Annotated in this window: 18 protein-coding genes and 1 tRNA gene; 7 read left to right on the top strand and 12 right to left on the bottom strand. The window is 69.1% G+C overall.

The window, feature by feature from the left end:
• The first annotated feature begins 3 nt into the window (after positions 1-3).
• The 3 genes from MHN84_RS13375 to MHN84_RS13365 are packed head-to-tail and all read left to right on the top strand — an operon-like array spanning position 4 to position 4,772.
• Positions 4-2,163 (top strand): CHAT domain-containing protein, encoded by a 2,160-nt coding sequence (locus MHN84_RS13375; protein WP_241205041.1) that lies wholly within the window; start codon positions 4-6, stop codon positions 2,161-2,163.
• An 11-nt stretch (positions 2,164-2,174) separates the two neighbouring features.
• Positions 2,175-3,569: a hypothetical protein gene (locus tag MHN84_RS13370; protein WP_241205040.1), complete on the top strand. Its 1,395-nt coding sequence runs from the start codon at positions 2,175-2,177 to the stop codon at positions 3,567-3,569.
• Positions 3,570-3,620: 51 nt separating this feature from the next.
• On the top strand, positions 3,621-4,772 hold the full coding sequence (locus MHN84_RS13365) for an FAD-dependent oxidoreductase (RefSeq protein WP_241205039.1): 1,152 nt from the start codon (positions 3,621-3,623) through the stop codon (positions 4,770-4,772).
• A 69-nt stretch (positions 4,773-4,841) separates the two neighbouring features.
• On the opposite strand, the gene MHN84_RS13360 is transcribed toward MHN84_RS13365, so the two are convergent.
• The 7 genes from MHN84_RS13360 to fdh all read right to left on the bottom strand — a co-directional run bounded on the left by MHN84_RS13360 (position 4,842) and on the right by fdh (position 13,645).
• Positions 4,842-5,228, bottom strand: a complete 387-nt coding sequence (locus MHN84_RS13360; RefSeq protein WP_241205038.1) for a MerR family transcriptional regulator — start codon at positions 5,226-5,228, stop codon at positions 4,842-4,844.
• Positions 5,228-6,733, bottom strand: coding sequence for a SulP family inorganic anion transporter (locus tag MHN84_RS13355; RefSeq protein ID WP_241205037.1), 1,506 nt, complete (start codon positions 6,731-6,733; stop codon positions 5,228-5,230). The genes MHN84_RS13360 and MHN84_RS13355 overlap by 1 nt, the downstream gene beginning before the upstream one ends.
• Positions 6,734-6,891: 158 nt before the next feature.
• Entirely contained in the window at positions 6,892-7,431 is a 540-nt protein-coding gene (locus tag MHN84_RS13350) for a YceI family protein (protein ID WP_241205036.1), read from the bottom strand.
• Between the two features lie 18 nt (positions 7,432-7,449).
• Complete coding sequence (locus MHN84_RS13345) at positions 7,450-8,382, bottom strand: NAD(P)/FAD-dependent oxidoreductase (protein WP_241205035.1); 933 nt, start codon at positions 8,380-8,382, stop codon at positions 7,450-7,452.
• A 105-nt stretch (positions 8,383-8,487) separates the two neighbouring features.
• A complete protein-coding gene (nrfD, locus tag MHN84_RS13340; protein ID WP_241205034.1) occupies positions 8,488-9,492 on the bottom strand; it encodes an NrfD/PsrC family molybdoenzyme membrane anchor subunit in 1,005 nt (334 codons plus the stop codon).
• Positions 9,492-10,382 (bottom strand): 4Fe-4S dicluster domain-containing protein, encoded by an 891-nt coding sequence (locus tag MHN84_RS13335; RefSeq protein ID WP_241205033.1) that lies wholly within the window; start codon positions 10,380-10,382, stop codon positions 9,492-9,494. Before MHN84_RS13335 ends, nrfD begins: the two co-directional genes overlap by 1 nt.
• Positions 10,382-13,645 (bottom strand): formate dehydrogenase, encoded by a 3,264-nt coding sequence (gene fdh / locus MHN84_RS13330; protein WP_241205032.1) that lies wholly within the window; start codon positions 13,643-13,645, stop codon positions 10,382-10,384. The genes MHN84_RS13335 and fdh overlap by 1 nt, the downstream gene beginning before the upstream one ends.
• 102 nt (positions 13,646-13,747) lie before the next feature.
• On the opposite strand from fdh, the gene MHN84_RS13325 reads away from it, so the two are divergent.
• The gene (locus tag MHN84_RS13325) at positions 13,748-14,779 is read left to right on the top strand and encodes a TerC family protein (RefSeq protein ID WP_241205031.1); all 1,032 of its coding nucleotides are present in this window, start codon (positions 13,748-13,750) and stop codon (positions 14,777-14,779) included.
• Here the strand turns inward: MHN84_RS13325 and MHN84_RS13320 are convergent.
• The 3 genes from MHN84_RS13320 to MHN84_RS13310 form a co-directional block, all read right to left on the bottom strand.
• Positions 14,736-16,418 carry a selenocysteine-specific translation elongation factor gene (locus tag MHN84_RS13320; protein WP_241205030.1) on the bottom strand — a complete coding sequence of 561 codons (1,683 nt, stop codon included), beginning with the start codon at positions 16,416-16,418 and terminating at the stop codon, positions 14,736-14,738. The genes MHN84_RS13325 and MHN84_RS13320 overlap by 44 nt on opposite strands.
• Positions 16,406-17,686 (bottom strand): L-seryl-tRNA(Sec) selenium transferase, encoded by a 1,281-nt coding sequence (selA, locus tag MHN84_RS13315; protein ID WP_241205029.1) that lies wholly within the window; start codon positions 17,684-17,686, stop codon positions 16,406-16,408. Before selA ends, MHN84_RS13320 begins: the two co-directional genes overlap by 13 nt.
• A gap of 8 nt (positions 17,687-17,694) precedes the next feature.
• Positions 17,695-17,789, bottom strand: a tRNA-Sec gene (locus tag MHN84_RS13310).
• 40 nt (positions 17,790-17,829) lie between these two features.
• Between MHN84_RS13310 and selD the strand changes: the two genes are divergently transcribed.
• The gene (gene selD, locus MHN84_RS13305) at positions 17,830-18,819 is read left to right on the top strand and encodes a selenide, water dikinase SelD (protein WP_241205028.1); all 990 of its coding nucleotides are present in this window, start codon (positions 17,830-17,832) and stop codon (positions 18,817-18,819) included.
• Positions 18,820-18,913: 94 nt separating this feature from the next.
• Here the strand turns inward: selD and MHN84_RS13300 are convergent, their stop codons facing one another.
• Complete coding sequence (locus MHN84_RS13300) at positions 18,914-19,549, bottom strand: NADPH-dependent F420 reductase (RefSeq protein WP_241205027.1); 636 nt, start codon at positions 19,547-19,549, stop codon at positions 18,914-18,916.
• A gap of 62 nt (positions 19,550-19,611) precedes the next feature.
• Positions 19,612-19,989, bottom strand: coding sequence for a nuclear transport factor 2 family protein (locus MHN84_RS13295; protein WP_241205026.1), 378 nt, complete (start codon positions 19,987-19,989; stop codon positions 19,612-19,614).
• A gap of 114 nt (positions 19,990-20,103) precedes the next feature.
• Here MHN84_RS13295 and MHN84_RS13290 point away from each other — a divergent pair, with 114 nt between their 5' ends.
• Together MHN84_RS13290 and MHN84_RS13285 are read left to right on the top strand one after the other, a co-directional pair.
• The gene (locus MHN84_RS13290) at positions 20,104-21,018 is read left to right on the top strand and encodes a zinc-binding dehydrogenase (protein ID WP_241205025.1); all 915 of its coding nucleotides are present in this window, start codon (positions 20,104-20,106) and stop codon (positions 21,016-21,018) included.
• On the top strand, positions 21,018-22,475 hold the full coding sequence (locus MHN84_RS13285) for an aldehyde dehydrogenase family protein (protein ID WP_241205024.1): 1,458 nt from the start codon (positions 21,018-21,020) through the stop codon (positions 22,473-22,475). The genes MHN84_RS13290 and MHN84_RS13285 overlap by 1 nt, the downstream gene beginning before the upstream one ends.
• The last annotated feature ends 88 nt before the right edge of the window (positions 22,476-22,563 follow it).

Raw genomic sequence — 22,563 nt, 5'->3', positions numbered from 1 at the left:
CGTATGCGCACCGTCGAACAGGGGGTCTCGGTGGGCACCGAAGCGACATCAGCAGCGCAGCGCATCCTCGCCGGCTGGCCAGAGCACGTCCGCGCCGCCGACATCGAAGCGCTGAGCGGGCTGCCGGCCGACGAAGCACGCCGGCTCGTCGATGACTTGCTCGCACGGATGCCGTCCGGACCGCTGGGTGCCACGGAGGCGGCCCGGCTGCGCGCGCTCATCGACATCATCGCCGCGGTGGGGGCGGTGCCGACGAGCGAGAAGGTTCGCGAGCTGACGGCGCGGTACCCGTCCGGTGCTGCTCTCCCGGAATCGGTCGCGCGGCAGCTCGACACCCTGCAACGGTTGGCGCTGCAGCCGCCGCCGGTGGATCCCATCGTGCTGGGGCGGCAGATCGGCGTTCCCACGACCGTCGTGTTCGCCGACCCCCCGATCGACCTGACGATCGATGCGGAATTGCAGGACCTCATCGGCGAAGGGTTCGACGCACCGAGCCTTCCGGAACCCGTGGCGGCAGATCCGCTACCGGCACCGCCGACAGCTGCGCCACCGCCGAGCGAGCGGTTCGTCAACGCCGAGATCGAGGACCACGATCTGAGCCAGCCGCTCGAGGTGGGCGTGCCGTATTCGGTGGCGATCGACGTCGACACCGAGCGTAAGCCGTTGAGCGGCAACGGCCCATTGGTCGCGGTGTTCGCCGATACCGACGAGCCGTTCCGCGAGCTCACCGTCCAGGTGGCATCGGAGGACTTCGAGATCCTGGGGCAGGCCCAGCGTCCGCTGCAGCTGCCCAAGGCGGGTCCCTCGCGTGGCAAGGCACGCTTCGACGTGTCGCCCCGTCGAGCGGGCGCCGCCACGCTCACCGCAACGGTCAGTTGCGATGGCAACTTCCTCACGCAGCTGCAATTGCACTGTCCCGTAGGGACTCCGGGTGAATTCACGGCGACGACCGAGGGACGCCCTGCCTCGTCGGCGACGGTGCTCAAGTCGCGTGACATCGGCCTGGTGATCCGCCCGGCCGGCGACACATTCCTGTGCAGTGCCATCGGGCCGTTCACGTTCGATGCGCCGATGCCGCTGACCGTCGACGCACTCGCCGCGGCGGCCGGCCACGCCCGGGCCGAACTGGCGGCCGTCGTCACGGACGTGTACGGCGGCAGCCAGGTGTTCTTGGAGCACATCGACATCCCCGCGGAGGTGCAGCGGCAGGCCCTGAAGCGCTTGGCCCGGGCCGGGCGGCTGCTCTACCGCCAGCTGTTCCGGCCCGCCGGGGGCGGTGACGACCTCCGATCGATCGGCGACTGGTTGGCCCGCCACGTCGCAGAGCCCGATGTGATGCTGACGGTGCAGATCGTGGCCCGTCAGGTACCCGTCCCCTGGTCGATGCTCTACCTCGGCGACATCGACGACGACGACGCGCTGACTTGGGACAGGTTCCTCGGCATGCGACACATCGTGGAGCTCTTGCCTTTTCAGCGGATGCCCGCCGACGACGATCCGGAGATCGACAGCCTGCCCGACCTGACGCTGGGACTGAACATCAATCCCGTCGTCAGCGAGGCGGCGGTCGATCAGGTGGCCGAACATCGGAAGCGATGCGCCGATCTCGCGGTGTCGCGGCGGTGCGTCTCGGTGATCACCCGGTCTGATCGCGCCGAGGTCGTCAGCGCGCTGGCCGCGGACTCCACGCGCGACAAGGTGACGTACTTCTACTGCCACGCGAAGACCAATGACGCCGACCCGCAGCAATCGGCCATCATCATGGGCTCACAGATCGACCGCTCGACCTTCGCCACACTCGCGGACCTCACCAACGACGCACCCGACGACATTCCCCTCGCCGGTCGGCCCCTGATCGTGCTCAATGCGTGCGAGTCGGCCGATCTCTCGCCCCGCTTCTACGACGGCTTCGTGCCGTACTTCCTGTCGAAGGGAGCGCGCGGCGTGATCGGCACCGAGTGCTCGACGCCGGTGCTGTTCGCGATCCGCTGGGCGGAGAACTTCCTCGACCGGCTGCTCGACGGGGCCGAGGTCGGCCGGGCGCTGCGCGACGTGCGCTTGGAGTTCCTGCAGCACAACAACAATCCGCTCGGACTGCTGTACTCGTCGCACTGCGATGTCACCACCCAGATCACGCCGCCCGTCGCCGCGGCCCAGACCTGACAGGACCGGTCATGCCGTTCATCGATTCCGTCGACCCGCACTACTACCTGCTCGAGATCGGCAGAGACGGGGTGGAGCAGGCAGAGCACGACGGCACGCTGCTCAGCACCGCGATCGTCGAGGCGGTGCGCACCGGCGTGACCGACATCTTCATCGCCAGCCACGGCTGGAAAGGGGACGTCACTGCCGCGCTGGAGCAGTACGGCAGATGGTTTCCGACGGTGGCACAGCAGGACGCCGACCGGGCCCTGGTCGCCACCAAGGTGCCCGGGTTCACCCCGTTGATCGTCGGGGTGCACTGGCCCAGCCTGCCCTGGGGCGACGAGGGACCCGCCAGGGCGACCCTCGGCGCCGACGACGACGCGCTGGCTGAGGAAGCCGCGATGGACACCTCCGGCCTCGTCGAGCGCTATGCCGACCGGATCGCGACCTCACCTGAGGCCCTCGCGGCATTGGAGCGCATCACCGCGGTCGCCGACGACGAGATCACCGCGCTGCAGATTCAAAGTGGCCAGATGCCTGCGGAACTCGAGGCGGACTACCGCCGGCTGTTCGCAGCCGGCGATCTGTCCGACGGGAGCCCGGAGGCCGCGCCCGGCGCCGACCTGCCCGAGTTCTCCCCGCAGGACACCGCGCAGCAGTGGATCGCCGAGTTGCGCACCGCAGGCCCTGCCACCGGCAACCCGGGCGTCCTGGGCGACGGCCTGCTCGCCTCGGCCAGGGACATCATCCTGGCCCCGGTGCGTCAGCTGTCGTTCTGGACGATGAAGAAGCGGGCCCGCGTGGTCGGCGAGCGCGACGTCCACCGGGTGCTACGCGATCTGCAGATCGCAGCACCGTCGGCCCGGCTTCATCTGATGGGCCACAGCTTCGGCTGCATCGTCATGACCGCCGCGGTGGCCGGCCCGGTGTCCGGTGGCGTGCGGACCGATCCGCTACCTCGGCCCGTCGACACCCTGTTCCTGGTGCAGGGCGCGATGTCGCTGTGGTCCTTCGCCGACCAGATCCCCTACGCCCCTTTCGGTCCCGGGTTCTATCGGGCGGTTCGGGCGCAGCCGCCCGCGGTCCGGGGTGCCGTGGCGACCACCCGCTCGTCCCACGACAAGGCGGTCGGCACCTGGTACCCGCTGGGCGCACGCATCGGTCGCGATCACACGCTGGGTCCCGGAGACCTGCCCGAGTGGGGCGGGATCGGCAGCTACGGCATCCAGGGCACCGGGTCGGCGGAGGACCTGCGAATCGACGAGGATGTCCGCCACCAGTACGGGTTCGTCCGCGGCGGGATCTACAACGCCGACGCCGACGCCGTCATCACGGGTGGGGATCGACTGTCCGGGGCACACAGCAACTTCGTCAACGACTCTGTGGCACACCTGTTCTGGCAGGCCGTGCTGCCGTCTTTGTGACGCTCTGCGGCAGCAAGGTGTAATCGGCCGGCCGGCGGGTACACATCGCCGGTGTCTGACCCCGGCTTGCTCGTCATCGGAAGCGGTCCGGCAGGTCTCGGCGCCGCCGAGGCCTACCGCGATCGCCGTCCCGACAGTCCCATTCGCATCCTGACTGCCGACGGTCGGCATCCGTACAGCAGGCCGCCGCTGAGCAAGGACTTCCTGCGCGGAGAGACCGACGACGTCGAGATGCACCCCCGAGAGTGGTTCGACGAGCACGCCGTCGAGGTGGTCCATGACGCCGACGTGCAGAGCATCGACGTCGACGAGCGCGTCGTGGTCGCCGGCGGACAGCGCTACGCCTACGACGCGTTGGTGTTCGCCTGTGGCGCGAGCCCGTCTCCGCTTCCCGTGCCCGGCGGGGAACAGGCACTGCAGCTGCGCTCGCTCGACGACGCCGAGACGCTGCGCGCCGCGGTGGGCGCGGCGACGACGGCCGTGGTGATCGGTGCGGGCTTCATCGGCTGCGAGGCTGCGGCATCGATGGCGATGCGGGGACTGTCGGTGACCCTGGTGGCACCCGATCCGGTACCGCAGGCCAAGCGTCTCGGCGACGAGGCCGGGCAGCGCCTTCGTCAGCTGGTGGAGCAGGCAGGCGCCCGGTATGTCGGCGGCGCGAAGGTCGACTCGATCGACGGCCGGTCCGTCCGCCTCGACAACGGCGACGTGCTGACCGCCGACGTCGTCCTGGCGGCCACGGGTGTGACGCCCAACAGTGCCCTCGCCGAGGCCGCGGGACTGACCATGCAGGACGGTCGTGTGCTGGTCGACGAGCACATGCGCTCGAGTGCGCCCGGGGTGTATGCGGCCGGCGACGTCGCCGTCGCGGTCAACGCCGGTGCCGGGCGGGCGTTGCCGATCGAGCACTGGCAGGATGCCGCCGATCAGGGTGAGGTGGCCGGCGCATCTGCCGCCGGCGAAGACGACGCGACATGGTCTGGCGTACCGGGCTTTTGGACGACGATCGGCGATGCCGACGTGAAATACCATGCCTGGGGCGACGGGTACGACCAGAGTCGGTTGGTCGAGCACGACGACGGCTTCACCGTCTGGTACACCGCCGACGGCGCCACCGTCGGGGTGCTCACCTACAACGCCGACGAGGACTACGACCGCGGCGAGGAACTCATCACCAAGCGAGAGCCGCCGCCGGCATCGTGACTCGCCGCGACTGTACATCGCCATCCGCGACACGCCGCCGCGGCCGTATCGCGTCGCACACTCGCGGCGCTATCGCGAGAAATCCGCCAGCTGCTCGGTGAGTTCCGCGGCGTAGCTCAGCTGCCGTGTCAACATCTCACACGCCTGTACGGCTCGCGCATGGCAGTCGGCCAGGTAGGCCCGGGCGCTCTCCAGATCCGCAGCACTCGCGTCGTTCGATGCGACGGTGTCCAACGCCGAGAGCAGGTGCCGCATCTCGTCGAGGGTGAAACCCAGCGGCTTCATCCGCCGGATCGCGAGCAGCCGATCGATGTCGTGCGCGGTGTAGAGCCGGAACCCACCGGCAGAGCGCGCCGACGGAACCACCAGCCCGACCTCGCCATAGTGCCGAATGGTCTTGATGGACAACTCGGTACGCGCCGCGACCTCTCCGATCTGCCACACCCCGTCCGGCATCAATGCGCTCCGGACAGCTGCCCCGACAGTCGCGCATGGCGTTCGGCGCTGTTGTCGTTCATCCCGACGATGGTGACCGTCTTGCCCTTCGCCGCGTACTTGGTCGTGATGGCGTCGAGCGTGGCGACGGTCGACGCGTCCCAGATGTGCGCCCTGCTCATGTCGATGACGACGTTGTCCGGGTCGCCGGCGTAGTCGAACTGGTACACCAGGTCGTTGCTGGATGCGAAGAACAGTTCTCCGGTGACGGTGTAGACCTTGGTGTCGTCGGCAGCGTCGTCGACGGTGTCGACCTCGGTGAAGTGGGCCACCCGGCGGGCGAACAACACCATGGCCGCCAGGGTTCCGACGGCCACCCCGTGGGCCAGGTTGTCGGTGGCGACGGTGACGGCGACGGTCACCAGCATCACGAAGGTCTCACTCTTGGGCATGCGGCGCAACGTCTTCGGCGCAATGCTGTGCCAGTCCAGCGTGGCGACCGACACCATCACCATGACCGCGACCAGAGCCGCCATCGGAATCCGCGCCACGACGTCGCCGAGGCCCACCACCAGGGCGAGCAGGAAACTGCCGGCCAGGAACGTGGAGATCCGCGTGCGTGCACCGCTGACCTTCACGTTGATCATGGTCTGGCCGATCATCGCGCACCCGCCCATGCCGCCGAAGAATCCGGTCACGACGTTGGCCACCCCCTGCCCGACGGCTTCGCGGGACTTGTCCGAGTGCGTGTCGGTGATGTCGTCGACGAGTTTCGCGGTCATCAGCGATTCGAGGAGTCCGACCAGCGCCATGGTCAGGGCGTACGGCGCGATGATCCGCAGCGTGTCCACCGTGAGAGGCACGTCGGGCATCAGCAGGCTCGGCAGGCTCGACGGCAGCTGACCTTCGTCGCCGACGGTGGGAACGTTCCACCCGGCGGCGACGGCGGCCGCGGTCAGGGCGACGATCGCGACCAGCGGGGCAGGTATCGCGGTCGTCAGCTTCGGCAGCGCGACGATCACGGCGATGCCGACGGCCACCATCGGGTAGACGAGCCAGGGCACCCCCAGCAGGTGCGGCATCTGCGAGAGGAAGATCAGGATCGCCAGCGCATTGACGAAGCCGACCATCACGCTGCGCGGCACGAACCGCATCAGGCGCGCGACGCCGAGCACCCCGAACACCATCTGCACGACGCCGGCCAGGATCACGGCCGCGATCAGATAGTCGAGTCCGTGGCTCCGTACCAGCGGGGCGACGACCAGTGCGACGGCACCGGTGGCAGCGGAGATCATCGCGGGTCGGCCGCCGACGATCGCGATGGTGACGGCCATCGTGAAGGATGCGAACAGGCCGACCCTGGGGTCGACGCCGGCGATGACGGAGAACGAGATGGCCTCGGGGATCAACGCCAACGCGACCACCAGTCCCGCCAGCACCTCGGTGCGGAGTCGACGCGGCGACCGCAGCGCGGCCAGCACGGACTGCTGTTGTTGTGGCGTGGGCGTGTCGAGCGCAGCGCTCATCGACGATCCTCTCGCGAAGCGGAAAACGTTGTCTAAAGCCGGTTTTCGCACCAGCCCGAAGGGCGTACCGACCGCGCAGGAGAAAGCGGGCCGGGTTGAACTCTACCCCTGGGGGAGGGTTGGCTCGCAAATTATGTCGCGTAGATCACCCGAAGCGCTCAGTCCTTGGGATGCTCGGCGGTGAACGAGACCGCCACGTCGTCGGCCACCTTGAGCGCCCCCATCATCAGCGAGTAGGGCTTGACGCCGAAGTCAGCGTGGCTGACCGTCTCAGTGCACGTCATGCGCCATGCCTGCGACAGTTCCTCCACATGCAGGTCCACCGAGCGTGGTCGCGTCCGCCCGTGAATCTCCAGCGTGCCCGAGAGCCGATAGCCGCCGTCGATCGCATCGATGTCCGAACTCGAGAACCGGATCTGCGGGAATCGCTCGGCGTCCAGGCTTTTCAGCGCGTTCGAGCGGGCCAGCGACTTCTCCACACCGGTGAGGCCCTTCACCCCGCCGTCGCCTCGCAGCACCTGCAGGGAGTCGACGTCGACGGTCAGCTCCACCGCTGTCGGCTGATCGCCGGCCCAGGTCACCGTTGCCTGCCAGGCCGTCATCGCGATCGTCAGGCGGTGTCCCATCGCCGACGCCGGCCCGGTGACCCCGGTGGTGAGCAGCAGTTCGCCGTACGAGGGGTCCAGTGTCCAGGTCATCGGTCGACGCTACCGAGGTCACCCACCGGGAAGGTAGGGCAAACCGAATTCGTCAGCAAGAAGGGTCTGGACGACGATCATCGCCGCTTCCGAGCCCGACGCGATCGCCCCGGCGATGTGCGGTTGTTGGGTACACACGTCGCCGGCGGCGAACACGCCGCGCGCGCTGGTGCGGTGAATCGCGTCGATGGTCAGCGGCTCGGTACCCAGCGGGCCCGGCGTGTACGTCGCACCCAGTTCAGCAACCAACCGCGATCGTTGCCGCAACGGGGCCTCGACGAGTAGGCCCTGACGCGGCAGCCGCGAGCCGTCGGCGAACACGATCTCAGTCAATTCACCGGTGTCGCTGCGCAATTCGGTGACCCGTCGCTCGTCGACAGTGATATCGGCGGCGGCGAGCAGCCGGGCGTCTTCAGATCCGAGATCCGATCGCCCATCGGTCAGCAGCACCACGTCGTCGCTCCAGCCACGCAGCATCAACGCCATGTGCACGCCCTGTGTGCCGGATGCCAACGCTGCCAAGGTCTTGTCGCGCATCTCCCAGCCGTGGCAGAACGGGCACTGGAACACCGAATGGCCCCAGAGCTCTTCGAGTCCTGGCAGCGGCGGTGGGCAGTAGACCATTCCGGATGCGAGCAGGATGCGCTTCGCGGCGATCGTCGTGCCGTCGGCGAGGTCGAGCAGATAGCCGTTGTCGACGGCTCGGCCCCCCGTCACCTCGCCGCGGCGATACTCGACGCTGGGGTACCTGTCCAGTTCCGCCCTGCCGGTCGCGTACAACTCATCGGGCGGCCGTTGGTCGAAGCCGAGCAGCCCGCCGATGACTCCCGCCGCGCGGTTGCTCGGATCGTCGGCGTCGACGACGACCGTCTTCCGGCGGGCACGGCCGAGCACCAGCGCCCCGCTCAACCCGGCTGCGCCACCGCCGACGACCGCACATTCCCAATCCATGACTCCTTGGTGCCCGGTCGTCGGGCGATTACGCCTGCCCCGACTGTGCAATGCCATCCGCGACACGCCGCGAAGGCCGTATCGCGAAGCACACTCGCGGCGGCGCTACACCTCTCGATGAGCCAGCCGCTCCCGCTGCGGCACCACGACGTATTTCGGGTCCTTCGTCGACGCCACGCCCGCCTCGAACACCCCGAAGCGTTGCAGGACGCTGCCCGCCAGCAGCGCGGCGCCCGACGCGGCGACCGCCCAGCGGCGCTGTCCCGAGATCACCGCGCCGACGGCACCGCCGACGGTCAGGAGCTCCGAGGCCTGCCGCAGCCGGTGGGCCCGTCCGGTGGTGTAGGCCTCGCCGACGAGCCCCAGCTCGCGTTCCATCGTGCGCGAGGCGCCCACCTCCAACGCCGCTCCGACGACGGCCATCCGACGTGCGGGTCCGACCTCCGACAGCGGCGCGGCCAGCATGCCGAGTCCCGCTCCGCTGGCCGCTGCGGACCCGACGAACACGAACGGCAGATACGGGTGCGCCTCCCGCCACGCCGGGACCGCGGTCTGCGACAGCAAGACGGCGGTGTAGGACGCCACCCCGGGGGCGACGGCGGCGGCTTCCAGGCCCGCGGGCCGCGCGGCCCACGACACCATCCTGCCGAGCCGAGACCGCCGCAGCCGGTTCGGCATCACCTCGGCGGCCGCGGCGAGGCCGGCGCCCGGGCCATAGGCCGACAGAATCCAGGTGCCCATGCTCATCGGCGAGCTCGGCTTGGCCACCCGCAGCATGTGGTGAAAGCGTTCGGGCCGGCCGAGGTCGGCGATCAAGAAGTACAGGCTGGCCAGGATGCTGGCCAGTGCGCCCAACCGCGACACCCTGCGCAAGCGGGTCAGCCCGCGAAGATCGGCACCGGCACCCAGCAGTGCCGACCCGGCCGAGAGCCCGCCGAGGAACAGGTACGCCGCGATCATCCAGTTCCACGCCGGCGGCTTGAGGATCGGGCGGCCGTAGTAGGACCGGAAGTCGGCGGGCGGCACCGCCATGTCGTCGCGGCCGCCGCGCCGATGCCGGGATTGCGCGTTGCGATCCGAGGCGTCTGTGTCGCTGAGCTTCTCGCGCATCAGGCGCGTCCCACGAACGCAGACACGGCGATACCGACGAGCGCCGACGCCGCCATCCCGGCATAGCGCCACATCGCCCCGGCGTCGCGCGTGGGCACCACCGGGTCAGGTGGTAGCCCGTACACCTCGGGCTCGTCGAGCAACAGGAAGAACGCCCCGTCACCGCCGACGCCGTCGTCGGGATCCTCGCCGTAGAGTCGCGCCTCGGTGATGCCCTGCTCGTGTAAGTCGTTGACGCGCATCGCTGCCCGCTCGCGCAGCTCGTCGAGCGGGCCGAACTGGATCGAGTCGGTGGGGCAGGCCTTGGCGCAGGCGGGTTCGAGCCCGTCGTGCAGGCGGTCGTAACACAGCGTGCACTTCCAGGCCCGCCCGTCGCCTTCGCGCCGCTCGATCACCCCGTACGGGCAGCCGGACACGCAGTATCCGCAGCCGTTGCAGATGTCCTGCTGGACGACGACGGTGCCGAACTCGGTGCGGAACAGCGCCCCGGTCGGGCACACGTCCAGGCAGCCCGCGTGCGTGCAGTGCTTGCAGACATCAGAGGACATCAGCCACCGGAAGTCCTGTCGCGCTTCGGGTCCCGTCGCATCGCCCGGGCGCTGGAACTCCGGCATGCCGAGCTCGACGGGCGGGGTGGCCGGCTGTTCGATGAATGCCACATGCCGCCAGGTACTGGCGCCCAGCGCGCCGGTGTTGTCGAACGACATCCCGAGCAGGTTGTAACCGTCTTCGGGAACCTCGTTCCATTCCTTGCAGGCCACCTCGCACGCCTTGCACCCGATACACACCGACGTGTCGGTGAAGAAGCCCACCCGCGGCGGGTGGTCGTCGGCGTATCCGGCGTTGCCCGCCGGGTCTTCCAGCGGGCCGTGGAAACTGTTGACGTCCATCACCTCTCCTCGGTGTGGTCGCGGGACGGCTGCGTCGTGTCCAGGTCGGTACCGGTCTCCGCGGTGATCTGCGCCCGATTCCGGTACTGGTGCAGGTACTCCAGCAGCGCGGCGCCCCTGGGCCGGCGGCCGGGTTGGATGTCGCAGGTCGAGACCTTGCTCTCCTGGATGAACACGTTCGGATCGGCCACCACCCCGAGCAGGTCGTTGACCACGTCCCCGTCGACCAGGCCCTTGTTGCCCCAGTGATACGGCATCCAGATCTGGTGCACCACGTGATCTTCCACGCGAAGCGGCCGCATCCGGCTGGTGACGAACACTCGCGCATCGACCGCGGCGCGGCTGGTCACCACGTGCGCCCAGTCCATGTGCGTGAGCCCGCGGATCTCGGCGAGCTCCGGGGACACCTCGACGAACAGTTCGGGCTGCAGCTCGGCCAAATACGGCAGCTGCCTGCTCATGCCACCGGCGGTGTGATGCTCGGTCAGTCGTGCCGCGGTGAACACGAACGGGAACACCTCACCGTGCGCCTCCGGCGGTGACGGGTTCGACGGATTGTCCGCTCGGCCATAGACTTTGCGCGCCGGGTTGCCCTGCTGGGCATACAGCGCGTTGCGCACCGGTGACTCGTGGGGCTCGTAGTGCGTCGGCATGGGACCGTCCTGCACGCCGTCGGGCGCGAACAGCCACCCCTTGCCGTCGGCCTGCATGATGAACGGATCGTCGCCGCGCAGCGCCTCGACGCCGACGGCCCCGTCGGGCGGCCGGTAGTCGGGCGCCTTGTTCTTCTCGAAATCCGGTACGTCGTGGCCCGTCCACTCGTTGTGCTCAGCGTCCCACCACACCAACGCTTTTCGCTCGCTCCAGGGCCTGCCCTGCGGATCGGCCGACGCGCGGTTGTAGAGGATGCGACGGTTCATCGGCCAGGTCCAGCCCCACTCGTTGTCGTAGGGCCCCTGCTCGGTGTGGGGTTTGCGGCGCGCGGCCTGGTTGACCTCGTCGGCGTACACACCGCTGTAGATCCAGCAGCCGCACATCGTCGATCCGTCGGCCTTGAGCTCGGTGTAGCCGTTGACCGCACGGTCGGTGGACAGGTCGACGCCGCTGATGCGGCGCAGCACGTCCGCCCCGTCGGGCTCGTCGCCCTCCATCTTGTAGTCCCACGACAGGTCCAGCAGCGGGCGGTCGCGCTCATCGGTTGAGCCGGCCAGCTTTTCGCGCAGGATGCGGCCCAGGTGGTAGAAGAACCACAGCTCCGAGCGCGCATCGCCGGGCGGTTCGACCGCCTTCTCGCGCCACTGCAGCATCCGCTGGGTCTGGGTGAACGTGCCGGCCTTCTCGACGTGCGAGGCGGCCGGGAACAAGAACACCTCGGTGCGGCACGTCTGCGGCGAGATCTCCCCGGTCTCGATCTCCGGCCCGTCTTTCCAGAACGACGCACTCTCGATCTCGACCAGGTCGCGCACCACCAGCCAGTCGAGGTTGGCCATGCCGAGCCGCTGCAGCCGTCCGTGCGCCGACCCCACCGCCGGGTTCTGGCCCAGCAGGAAGTAGCCGAACACCTTGCCGTCCACCATGTCCATCACGGTGCGGTAGGTGCCGTGGTCGCCGTTGATGCGCGGCATGTAATCGAAGCAGTAGTCGTTGTCGGCCGTCGCGTGCTCGCCCCAGTACTCCTTGAGCAACGAGATCATGTACGCATCCGCGTTGCGCCAGAAGCCTTTCTGGTTGCGCGCCATGATGCGCTCCAGGTAGTCCGAGAGCGTGGCGTCGCCGGCTTTGGGCATCGCGAGGTAGCCGGGCAGCAGGTTGAACAGCGTGGGGACGTCGGTGGAGCCCTGGATGCTCGCGTGACCGCGCAGCGCGATGATGCCGCCCCCGGGCCTGCCGATGTTGCCCAGCAGCAATTGGATGATCGAGCCGGCACGGATGTACTGCGCGCCCACCGAGTGCTGCGTCCAGCCCACGCTGTAGATCAGCGCGGCGGTCCGCTCGCGGCCCGAGTTCTCCGTCCACGCCTTGGCGATCGCCAGGAACTGATCGGCGGGCACGCCGCAGACTCGCTCGACCATCTCCGGGGTGTAGCGGGCGTAGTGCCGTTTGAGGATCTGGTACACGCACCTCGGGTGCTGCAGCGTCGGGTCGGACGGGATGTCGCCGGCGCCGCCTTCGAGCGGCGCGCCACCGGACCCTTGCTGATCCGACGACGCGCGCTCCTTCTCGCCGACGTTGTCGGCGTCGTACCCGGTGGCCTCATAGCGCCAACTCGACGCGTCGTAGGAGGCGGTCTCGTCGTCGTACCCGGAGAACAGTCCGTCGAGATCCTCGGTGTCGCAGAAGTTTTCGTCGATCAGGAACGACGCGTTGGTGTACGCCGTCACGTACTCGCGGAAGTCGAGCTCGTTGGACAGGATGTAGTTGATCACTCCGCCCAGGAACGCGATGTCACTGCCGGCGCGCAGCGGCACATGCTGATCGGCGACCGCGCTGGTGCGGGTGAACCGCGGATCGATGTGCACGACCTTGACCCCGCGCGCCTTGGCCTCCATCACCCACTGGAATCCGACCGGGTGCGCCTCGGCCATGTTCGACCCCATGATGACGATGAAGTCCGAGTTGACGAGGTCCTGCTGATAGTCCGTCGCTCCGCCGCGACCGAAGGAGGCCCCCAGACCGGGAACCGTGGCGCTGTGTCAAATACGCGCTTGGTTCTCGATCTGAAGTGCGCCCAGCGCGGTGAACAACTTCTTGATCAGATAGTTCTCTTCGTTGTCCAGCGTGGCACCGCCGAGGCTGGCCAGTCCCATCGTGCGGCGCAGCGTGTTGCGATCGGAGTCGAACTGCTGCCAGCCCTTCTCCCGCGCGTCGAGCACCCGGTCGGCGACCATGGTCATCGCGGTCTCGAGATCGAGGTCCTGCCATTCGGTGGCGTAGGGGGCGCGGTAGCGCACCGTGGTCAGCCGCTGCGGCCCGGTGACCAGCTGCTTGCTGGCCGACCCCTTGGGGCAGAGCCGGCCGCGCGAGATCGGGCTGTCGGGATTGCCCTCGATCTGCACGACCTTCTCGTCTTTGACGTACACCTTCTGCGCGCAGCCGACGGCGCAGAACGGGCACACCGAGTGTGCGACGTGGTCGGCTTCGGCGGTGCGGGGAGTCAGGGTCAGGGAGCGCGGGGACTGGGCGGCTCTGCCGCGGCCGAGTTTGTCGTCCCCGGTGAGTTGCCGATACACCGGCCACGATTGGAACAAGCCCTTGATGTCCACCCGTCACCTCCGCGTCCATCCAATCGTCGCCGTCGGGCGATGGCAACCCGGGGTACCCGCTTCTCAGCCGATCTACCGCCGACTCTCAGGTACAAAGGGTGCATGCTCGAGATCAGCCTGCTGACCTGGGGGGTGACGATCGGCCTGATTGTCGCCCTGCTCGCCGTCGACTTGATCCTTGCCGCGCTCCGACCCCACCGCGTCGGATTCCGGGAAGCGACCGCGTGGTCGGTGTTCTACATCGCCGTCGCCATCGGGTTCGGTGTGTGGTTCATGGCCACCTACGGCACCGACTTCGGCACGCAGTACTTCGCCGGCTACATCGTCGAGAAGAGCCTGTCGGTCGACAACCTCTTCGTCTTCGTCATCATCATGGCGACCTTCGCCGTGCCGGAGGAGCATCAGCACAAGGTGCTGACGTTCGGCATCATCCTGGCGCTGATCATGCGCGCGATCTTCATCGCGATCGGCGCCACGCTGCTGTCGCTGTTCTCGTTCATGTTCCTGATCTTCGGCATCCTGCTGATCCTGACCGCGGTGCAGCTGTTCCGGCACCGCGACGAGGACCCCGACGTCGAGAACAACATCATGATCAAGGCGACGCGGAAGTTCCTGCCGCTGAGCGACGACTACGACGGCGGCAAGCTGCTCACCCGTGTGCAGGGCCGCCGGATGGCCACCCCGATGCTCGCGGTGCTGATCGCGATCGGCAGCGTCGACCTGCTGTTCGCGCTGGACTCGATTCCCGCGGTCTTCGGCGTCACGTCCGAGGCCTACATCGTGTTCGCGGCCAACGCCTTCGCGCTGCTGGGTTTGCGGGCGCTGTTCTTCCTCGTCAAGGGCCTGCTGGATCGGTTGGTGTACCTGTCGACGGGCCTGGCGATCATCCTGGCGTTCATCGGGGTGAAGCTGGTGCTGCACTGGGGCCACGTCGACATCAACCCGAACATCCCCGAGGTCAACACCTATCTGAGCCTGGTGGTGATCGTCGTGATCCTCGCCGTCACCACCATCGCCAGCCTGGCCAAGACTCGCAAGGATCCGAGCGCGAAGGCACATCCGGGATCGCTGCGCGCAACCCACAAGAACGTCACCGAGTCAGATGGCGCGTCCCGTCGGGACGGCGTCGGGTGATCCCGCGCGCGTCGAGTGCCTCGAGCAGCGGGACGGCGACGCGGCGGGTGGTGTCCAGCGCGCGTTTGGCATCGGCGACGGTGAACGGCTGCGCCACCCCGGCCAGGATCTGGGCCGCCTGCTCGTAGGCCTGCGGGCCGAGCACCACACCGTCGGCGATCTTGACCAGCCGGCCCGCCCGCACCGCGGCGGCCAGCTCCTTCGGCCCGAGCCTCAGCTCGGCGAGCTCGTCGGCGTCCGGCGCGCGGAACGGTTCGGCGGCCAGCCACTCCTCGAGGGTGCCCACCGCTTTCTCGACGCGGTCGGGCAGCGCGGCGCCGGGTTGACGGACCCGGCCGTCGGCGAACTCGAGTCCGGTGCCTGCGCCCAACGCGGTCACGAGGTCGATGGCCGGCAGGTCGAGTGCACGGCGCAGCTCCTCGACGGGTATGCCCGCGGCGATGTCGTGTCCGGCGGACCAGCGCGCGACAGCGCTCACCAGGTGCTCACGCTGACGCGCCCACCACGTCGCGTCGACCACCCACTCCCCCACGCGCTCGCCGTCTGTCGTGAAGCCCATGGCGCGCAGATCGTCCTCGCGAGCACACACCGGGGGGTGCACTCGGCCGGTGCTCAACTCGGCGGCGCGGGCACGGGCGTCGCCGCGGCGTCGCAACGGCGCCGGCGCGACGTCGAGCACCTCGATCCCGGCGGCGATGCGGTGTTCGCCCGGGTCGCGCAGTAGCCCGATGTCGCCGATGCGCAGTGGCAGCGGCTTCGACAGGCGCAGCCGCGCCCCGGCGTCACCGAGCGGTCGCACGTGCACGGGCACCGCCGCCGACCCGATGTGCAGAACCAGCTCCTGCTGCAGTTTCCCGGCCGCACGCAGCGCGACGTCGATCTCACCGGTGTCCCGCCACGCACCCGGCGTGCACAGGGTGTCACCCCGGGCGATGTCGTGGTGGTCGACGCCGCGCAGGTTGACCGCGACGCGCGCCACCGCGCCCACGTCGGCGCGATCGCGGCCCAACGACTGAATCCCGCGGACGGTGACGCGCCGCCCGTCGTGCACCAGCTCGTCGCCGACTCGGATGGTGCCGGCCGCGAGCGTGCCCGTCACGACGGTGCCGGCACCGCGCACCGTGAACGAGCGGTCCACCCACAACCGCACGTCGGCGTCGGTGTCCGGCGCTGGCAGCCGATCCACCAGTGCGACGAGTTCCCGTCGCACCGCGTCGATGTCGGTGCCGACCACGATGGTCGCGCCGGGAAGCTGCTGGCGCACCTGCGCGATGGCTGGCGCGGGATCGGCCAGGTCGGCCTTGCTGATCACGACCAGCAGGTGCCGCACGCCGAGGGCGCGCAGCGCCGCCGCATGCTCGTCGGACTGCGGCATCCAGCCCTCGGTGGCGGCGACGACGAACATGATCGCCGGGACGGGTCCGACGCCGGCCAGCATGTTCCCGACGAAGCGCTCGTGGCCGGGCACGTCGACGAACGCGATCTCTCGGCCCTCGATGTCGGCCCACGCGAAACCGAGGTCGATGGTCAGGCCGCGGCGCTGCTCTTCGGCGAGCCGGTCGGGCCACATACCCGTGAGTCGTTCCACCAGAGTGGATTTGCCGTGGTCGACATGGCCCGCCGTCGCTATGACGTACATGCCTGGACCGCCGCGAGCAGCGCCGCATCGTCGTCGGGCGCGACCGTGCGCAGGTCGAGCAGGCAGCGGCCGTCTTCGATGCGTCCCACCACCGCGCGCTCACCGGTCCGCAATGTGGCTGCATAGTGCTCGGGCAGAGCGATTGCGGCGCTGGGTAATTCGACATCCGGCGCGCCGCCGCCACCCACCGCCGACATGCACTCGACGACCTCGGCTCCGGGCAGCTGGGCCGCCAATGCCGAGGCCCGGGCACGCAACTCGGCCACGTCGGCGGTCAGCGCCTGCGCGACGGGCGTCGGCGGTCCGACCAGCGTGGCCTCCAGCGCGGCCAGCGTCAGCTTGTCGACGCGCAGCGCGCGGGCCGCGGGGTGGCGGCGCAGCCGCTCGATCAGCTCGGCGGCACCCAACAGCAGCCCTGCCTGCGGCCCGCCGAGCAGTTTGTCGCCGCTGGCGGTCACCAGGTCGGCGCCGTGGCGCAGGACGGTCGCGGCGTCGGGTTCGTCGGGCAGCAGCGGGTGGGGGCTCAGCAGGCCCGAGCCGATGTCGACCACCAGGGTCGCGTCGAGCGTCGCGAGGTCACGCACCGACACCGTCGAGGTGAACCCGCTGACGTGATAGTTCGACGGATGGACCTTGAGGATGAAGCCGGTGTCGGGTCCGATGGCGTCGGCGTAGTCGCGCAGGTGCGTGCGGTTGGTGGTGCCGACTTCGCGGATGCGGGCGCCGGTGGACGTCATCAGCTCGGGCAGCCGGAAGCCGTCGCCGATCTCGATCAGCTCGCCGCGGCTGACGATCATCTCCTTGCCCGGCGCCAGCGTCATCGCGGTCAGCAGCAGAGCCGCGGCGTTGTTGTTGACGACGTGGACGGCCTCGGCGGCGGGCACCGCGGCAGCCAGCGCCGCCAGCGCGCCCCGGCCGCGGCGGGCCCGGCGCCCGGTCGCGAGGTCGAACTCGACGTCGGTGGCGCCGCTGGCGGTGGTCACGGCGTCGACAGCGGCCTGCGACAGCGGCGCGCGGCCCAGGTTGGTGTGCACGACCACGCCGGTCGCGTTGATGACGGGCCGCAAGGTGGCCGCGCTCGCCGGCAAGGATGCGACGGCGTGGTCGGCGACCTGCTCGGGGTCGATCTCCCCGGCGCGGGCCCGCTGCTGCGCGTCGGCCACCACGCTCTTGACCAGCACGCGGCCCACACGCTCGGCCGCCGCGACCAGCCGCGGATCGGCGAGCACGGCGTCGGTGCGCGGGACCCGCCGCCGGGGGTCACTCATGGTCACCGTGGCGGAGGCGGACGGGAATCGAACCCGCCAGCGACAGGAACTGCCGCTCAGCGATTTTGAAGATCGGGCCGGTCACCAGACCGGATACGCCTCCCTGTGCCACCCGTCCATCATGGCAGGGCAGCATGGAGGCCATGACGCACCGGCTCACGCAGTACGCCCACGGCGGCGGTTGTGCCTGCAAGATCCCGCCCGGCGAGCTGGAAGAAGTGGTCCGCGGGCTCCAGCATCAGACGCCGGTGAACCCGCTCGGCGAGCTGCTGGTCGGCTTGGACGACGGCGACGACGCCGCGGCGGTCCGGATCGAGGGCGGCACCGCGCTGATCGCGACGACGGACTTCTTCACCCCCGTGGTCGACGACGCCTACGACTGGGGCCGCATCGCGGCGGCCAACGCCCTCTCCGACGTGTACGCGATGGGCGGCCGGCCGGTGGTGGCGGTCAACCTGCTGGGCTGGCCGCGGGACGTGCTGCCGTTCGAGTTGGCCGCCGAGACCCTGCGCGGCGGCATGGACGTCTGCGTGCAGGCGGGCTGTCACCTCGCCGGCGGGCACAGCGTCGACGACCCCGAACCGAAGTACGGCCTCGCGGTCACCGGCATCGCTGATCCGAATCGGTTGCTGCGCAACGACGCCGGCGTCGCAGGCGTACCGCTGTCGCTGACCAAGCCGCTGGGCGTCGGCGTGCTCAACAGCCGCCACAAGAACACCGGCGAACGCTTCGAACAGGCGATCCAGGCGATGACGACGCTGAACGCCGAGGCCTCTCAGGCAGCCCTGGACGCCGGTGTCCGCTGCGCCACCGATGTGACGGGGTTCGGGTTGCTCGGACATCTGCACAAGCTGGCGCGCGCCAGCGGGGTGACGGCCGTGCTCGACGCGGCGGCGGTGCCGTATCTCGACGGCGCCCGGGAGGCGCTGCGCGACGGGTATGTCAGCGGCGGCACCCGGCGCAACCTGGAGTGGGTGCGTCCGCACATCGAGCTGTCGGTGAGCGAGGACGAGGCGCTGCTGCTGGCCGACGCACAGACCTCGGGCGGCCTGCTGATCGCGGGCGAGATCCCGGGCGCCCCCGTCATCGGTGAGCTGATCCCCCGCACCGACCACACCATCCACGTCCGGTAGCCCCGTTTCGGCGAGCGCGCGCGTCTGTACACCCCGACCCCGCGTGTCGTGTGCCGCAGCGTGCGCTCGCCAACGACCCAGCGTGCGCAGACAGCTACACCAGGTCCATCTCCGCCGGTGACGCTCCCCCGATCGCCTGCGAGATGAAGCTGCGAGTGGTCAGCGGTCCGCCGAACTGCTGCAGCAGCCCGCCGGCGTCATTGCGGCCCAGATCGATCGGCTCGAAACCGAACCGCTCGATGAGCGCTGCCACCTCGGCATTGGCGGCGGGGTGGTTGCCGGAGAGGAACAGCACTCGCCGCCCGCCCCGGCCGTCCTCAGGCTCACGGGCGAGCACATTGGCCCAGGTGTGCCCGAAGGCCTTCACCACGCGGGCGCCGCTCGCCCATTCCCCGACCAGATCCGATGATGCTCGCCCGCCGAGGTCGGCTGGCGAGAAATCTCTGTAGTCAATGGCATTCGTGGCGTCGACGATGATCCGGCCGGACCAGTCCGATACCTGGCCGACGAGCTGCTGCACCGCATCGAACGGGACCGCGAGCACCACCACATCGGCGGCCAAGGCGTCGGAGATCTCCGACGGAACCACATGCGACCCGAGACGCTGCGCGAGCGGCGCGACGGTCTCGGGACCGCGGGAGGCAGCGACGGCGACGTCGATGCCGGTGCGGGCGAAGTGCCCTGCCACCGCCGAGCCGATGTTGCCCGAACCGATGATCGCGTACCTCATAGCGGCCCCTCGATAGTTCTGTAGTGGGTGTTAACGCGAACGCTAGCAGAGCATTACATCGCTCACGGTGTGGCCGGCTCCTGCGTCACCACCGTGAACAGCTGCGCGATCACTCCGTCTTCGATTAGGGCGACGTCGAACCCCGCGATCAGCACGTCGTCACTGCCGGGCGCGTAGACCACGAAGTCGAGGTAGCCCATGTTCGCCACCTGGTGCACCGGCCCGGCCTGGGTGAACGACAGTCCGGCCAGCGGCCCGTCGAGCAGCGCCTGCGCCTTCGCGTGCAACCGGTCCTGTCCGACCACCGTCTCCTCGGCATCGGACCACCTGACGTCGGCACCGTAGTTGCGTCGCACCACCGACAACCGGGCGTCGGAATCGCGCTCGTTGAACACTGCGAGCAGGTTCTCTTCCATCAACCGAACGATGTCGTCGCTCATCAGATCTCCTCGCTCGTCACGAGTTTTATAGTGCCCATGCAATTTGGCGTCAAGTCGGCGCGCGTTTCACTCGATCCCCCACGGGTAGCCGCGCCGGGAGGCTGAAGGAGGACCATGCGCGCAGCAGTACTGGAAGCGGTCGGAGAATCCCCGAGGGTCACCGAGTTCCCCGACCCGACGGGCGGCGATGTCGTCAGCGTCACGCTCGCGGGATGCAACCCGGTGGACTTGGCTCTGGCGTCGGGACGGATGGGCACACCGGAAACCCCCAAGGTCGTCGGCAAGGAGGGCGTCGGCGTCACAGCCGACGGGGCACGGGTGTACTTCGATTCGCCCCCGGCGCCCTACGGGTCGTGGGCGGAGCGCACCCGGGTGGACCCGGAGAAGACCTATCCCGTGCCCGACGGTGTCACCGACGATGTCGCGGTCGCGCTCGGTGTCGCGGGCCTGGCCGCGTGGCTGCCCTTGACCCGACATGCCGACGTCTCGGCAGGGCAGTCGGTTCTCGTATTAGGCGCCACCGGAGTCGTCGGCACGATCGCCGTGCAAGCCGCGAAGATTCTCGGCGCCGGTCATGTGGTGGGCGCGGGACGCAATACGGACGCGTTGGCGAAGGTCGCCGACCTGGGTGCCGACGCTGTCGTCACCCTCGGTGGCGACGACGACTCCGCTGCACTGCGTGACGAGGCGGGTGACGGGTTCGACGTCGTGATCGATCTCGTGTACGGCGACCCCTTCGTGGCGGCGCTGGAGGCCACCGCGCCCGGCGCCACACTCATCACGGTCGGCCAGGGAGCGGGAAGTGCTCCCGCCATACCGTTTTCGAAACTGATGGGACGCACCCACATCGGTCATCTGAACGATTTCCTGCCGTCGCGAGTCCTCCGCCAGGCCTACGACGAACTCACGACGCTGGCGGCCGAAGGTCGTCTGCAGATCGAGACCACACGCTATTCGCTCGACGAGGCGGAGAAAGCGTGGCAAGCACAGTCCGAAGGGCCCCACGTCAAGATCGGAGTAGCCACCTGATGAGTACCTATCCGCCTTTCGACAGCATGCCGATCGGCACGACGTGGCGGGCGGGCTCGACCGGCAAGACCCGCGCCAACACCGATCCCTACCGCGGCGACACGCTCACCGAGCTCGAGCAGGCCGATGAAAACGACTTGAACGAGGCGTACGACGCAGCCGTTGCGGCGCAGCCGGATTGGGCGGCGGCGCCGCCACTGGAACGCGCCGGGGTGATGCGCCGCGCGGCCGACGTGATGACCGATCGCAAGGACGAGATCACCGCGTGGCTGGTCCGAGAGACCGGCGGCACCCTGGCCAAGGCTGAACTGGAGTGGAACCTCGTGCGCTCGGTGATGTGGGAGGCCGCGTCCATGCCGCACCACATGCAGGGCCGCATCATGCCGTCGGACATTCCGGGCAAGGAGAGCCGCGTCTACCGCGAGCCCGTCGGCGTGGTCGCGGTGATCTCGCCGTGGAACTTCCCGATGCAGCTGTCCAATCGGTCGGTCGCGCCGGCGCTGGCCACCGGAAATGCCGTGGTGCTCAAGCCCGCCGGTGACACTCCGGTGACGGGTGGGCTGCTGCTGGCCAGGATCTTCGAGGAGGCGGGCCTACCGGCGGGCTTGCTGTCGGTGGTCGTCGGGTCGGGCTCCGACATCGGCGACGCGATCGTCGAACATTCCGCGCCGCGCGTGGTGTCGTTCACCGGTTCGACGCCGGTGGGCAAGGGCATCGCGCAGAAGGCCGGCCTGAAGAAGCTCGCCCTCGAGTTGGGCGGCAACGGTCCGCTGGTCGTCCTCGATGACGCCGATCTCGAGCTCGCGGTCAACGCCGCGGTGTTCGGGTCGTTCTTCCATCAGGGCCAGATCTGCATGATCGCCAACCGGATCATCGTCGACGCCTCCGTGCACGACGAGTTCGTCGAGCGATTCGTCAGCCGGGTCACAGCACTCACCGTCGGCGATCCGTCCGATCCGGACACCCAGCTGGGTCCGGTGATCAATTCGTCTCAGCTGGAAGGCATTCAGGACAAGCTCAAGCGTGCTCAGGACGAGGGTGCGCAGCTGCTGACGGGAGGCGATCCGTTCGGGCCGACGGGGCTGTGCCTTCCGCCGCACGTGCTCTCGGCCGGCAACGACGTCGCCACCGCGCGCGAGGAGGTGTTCGGTCCGGTCATCACGGTGATCCGCGCCGACGACGAGGAGGACGCGCTGCGCATCGCCAACGACACCGAGTACGGGCTGTCGTCGGCGGTGTTCAGTCGCGATGTCGGACGGGCGGAACGCTTCGCCCGTCGCATCCAGGCGGGCATGACCCACGTCAACGACTCCCCCGTCAACGACGACGCCAACACCGCGTTCGGTGGGGTCAAGGGTTCGGGCATCGGGCGGTTCGGCGGCCAGTGGGCGGTCGACGAATTCACCAGCGATCACTGGATTTCGATCCAGCACGAACCCCGCGACTACGCCATCTGATTCTCCGCGAGCGCGCGCGTCTGCACACCCCCAACCGGCGTGTCGCGTACCGCAGCGCGCGCTCGCCGCACAACGAGCGCAGCACTTC

It is taken from the genome of Mycobacterium sp. PSTR-4-N (assembly GCF_022348085.1).
GTDB lineage: Bacteria > Actinomycetota > Actinomycetes > Mycobacteriales > Mycobacteriaceae > Mycobacterium.
This window is presented reverse-complemented; position numbering and strand designations above follow the sequence as displayed.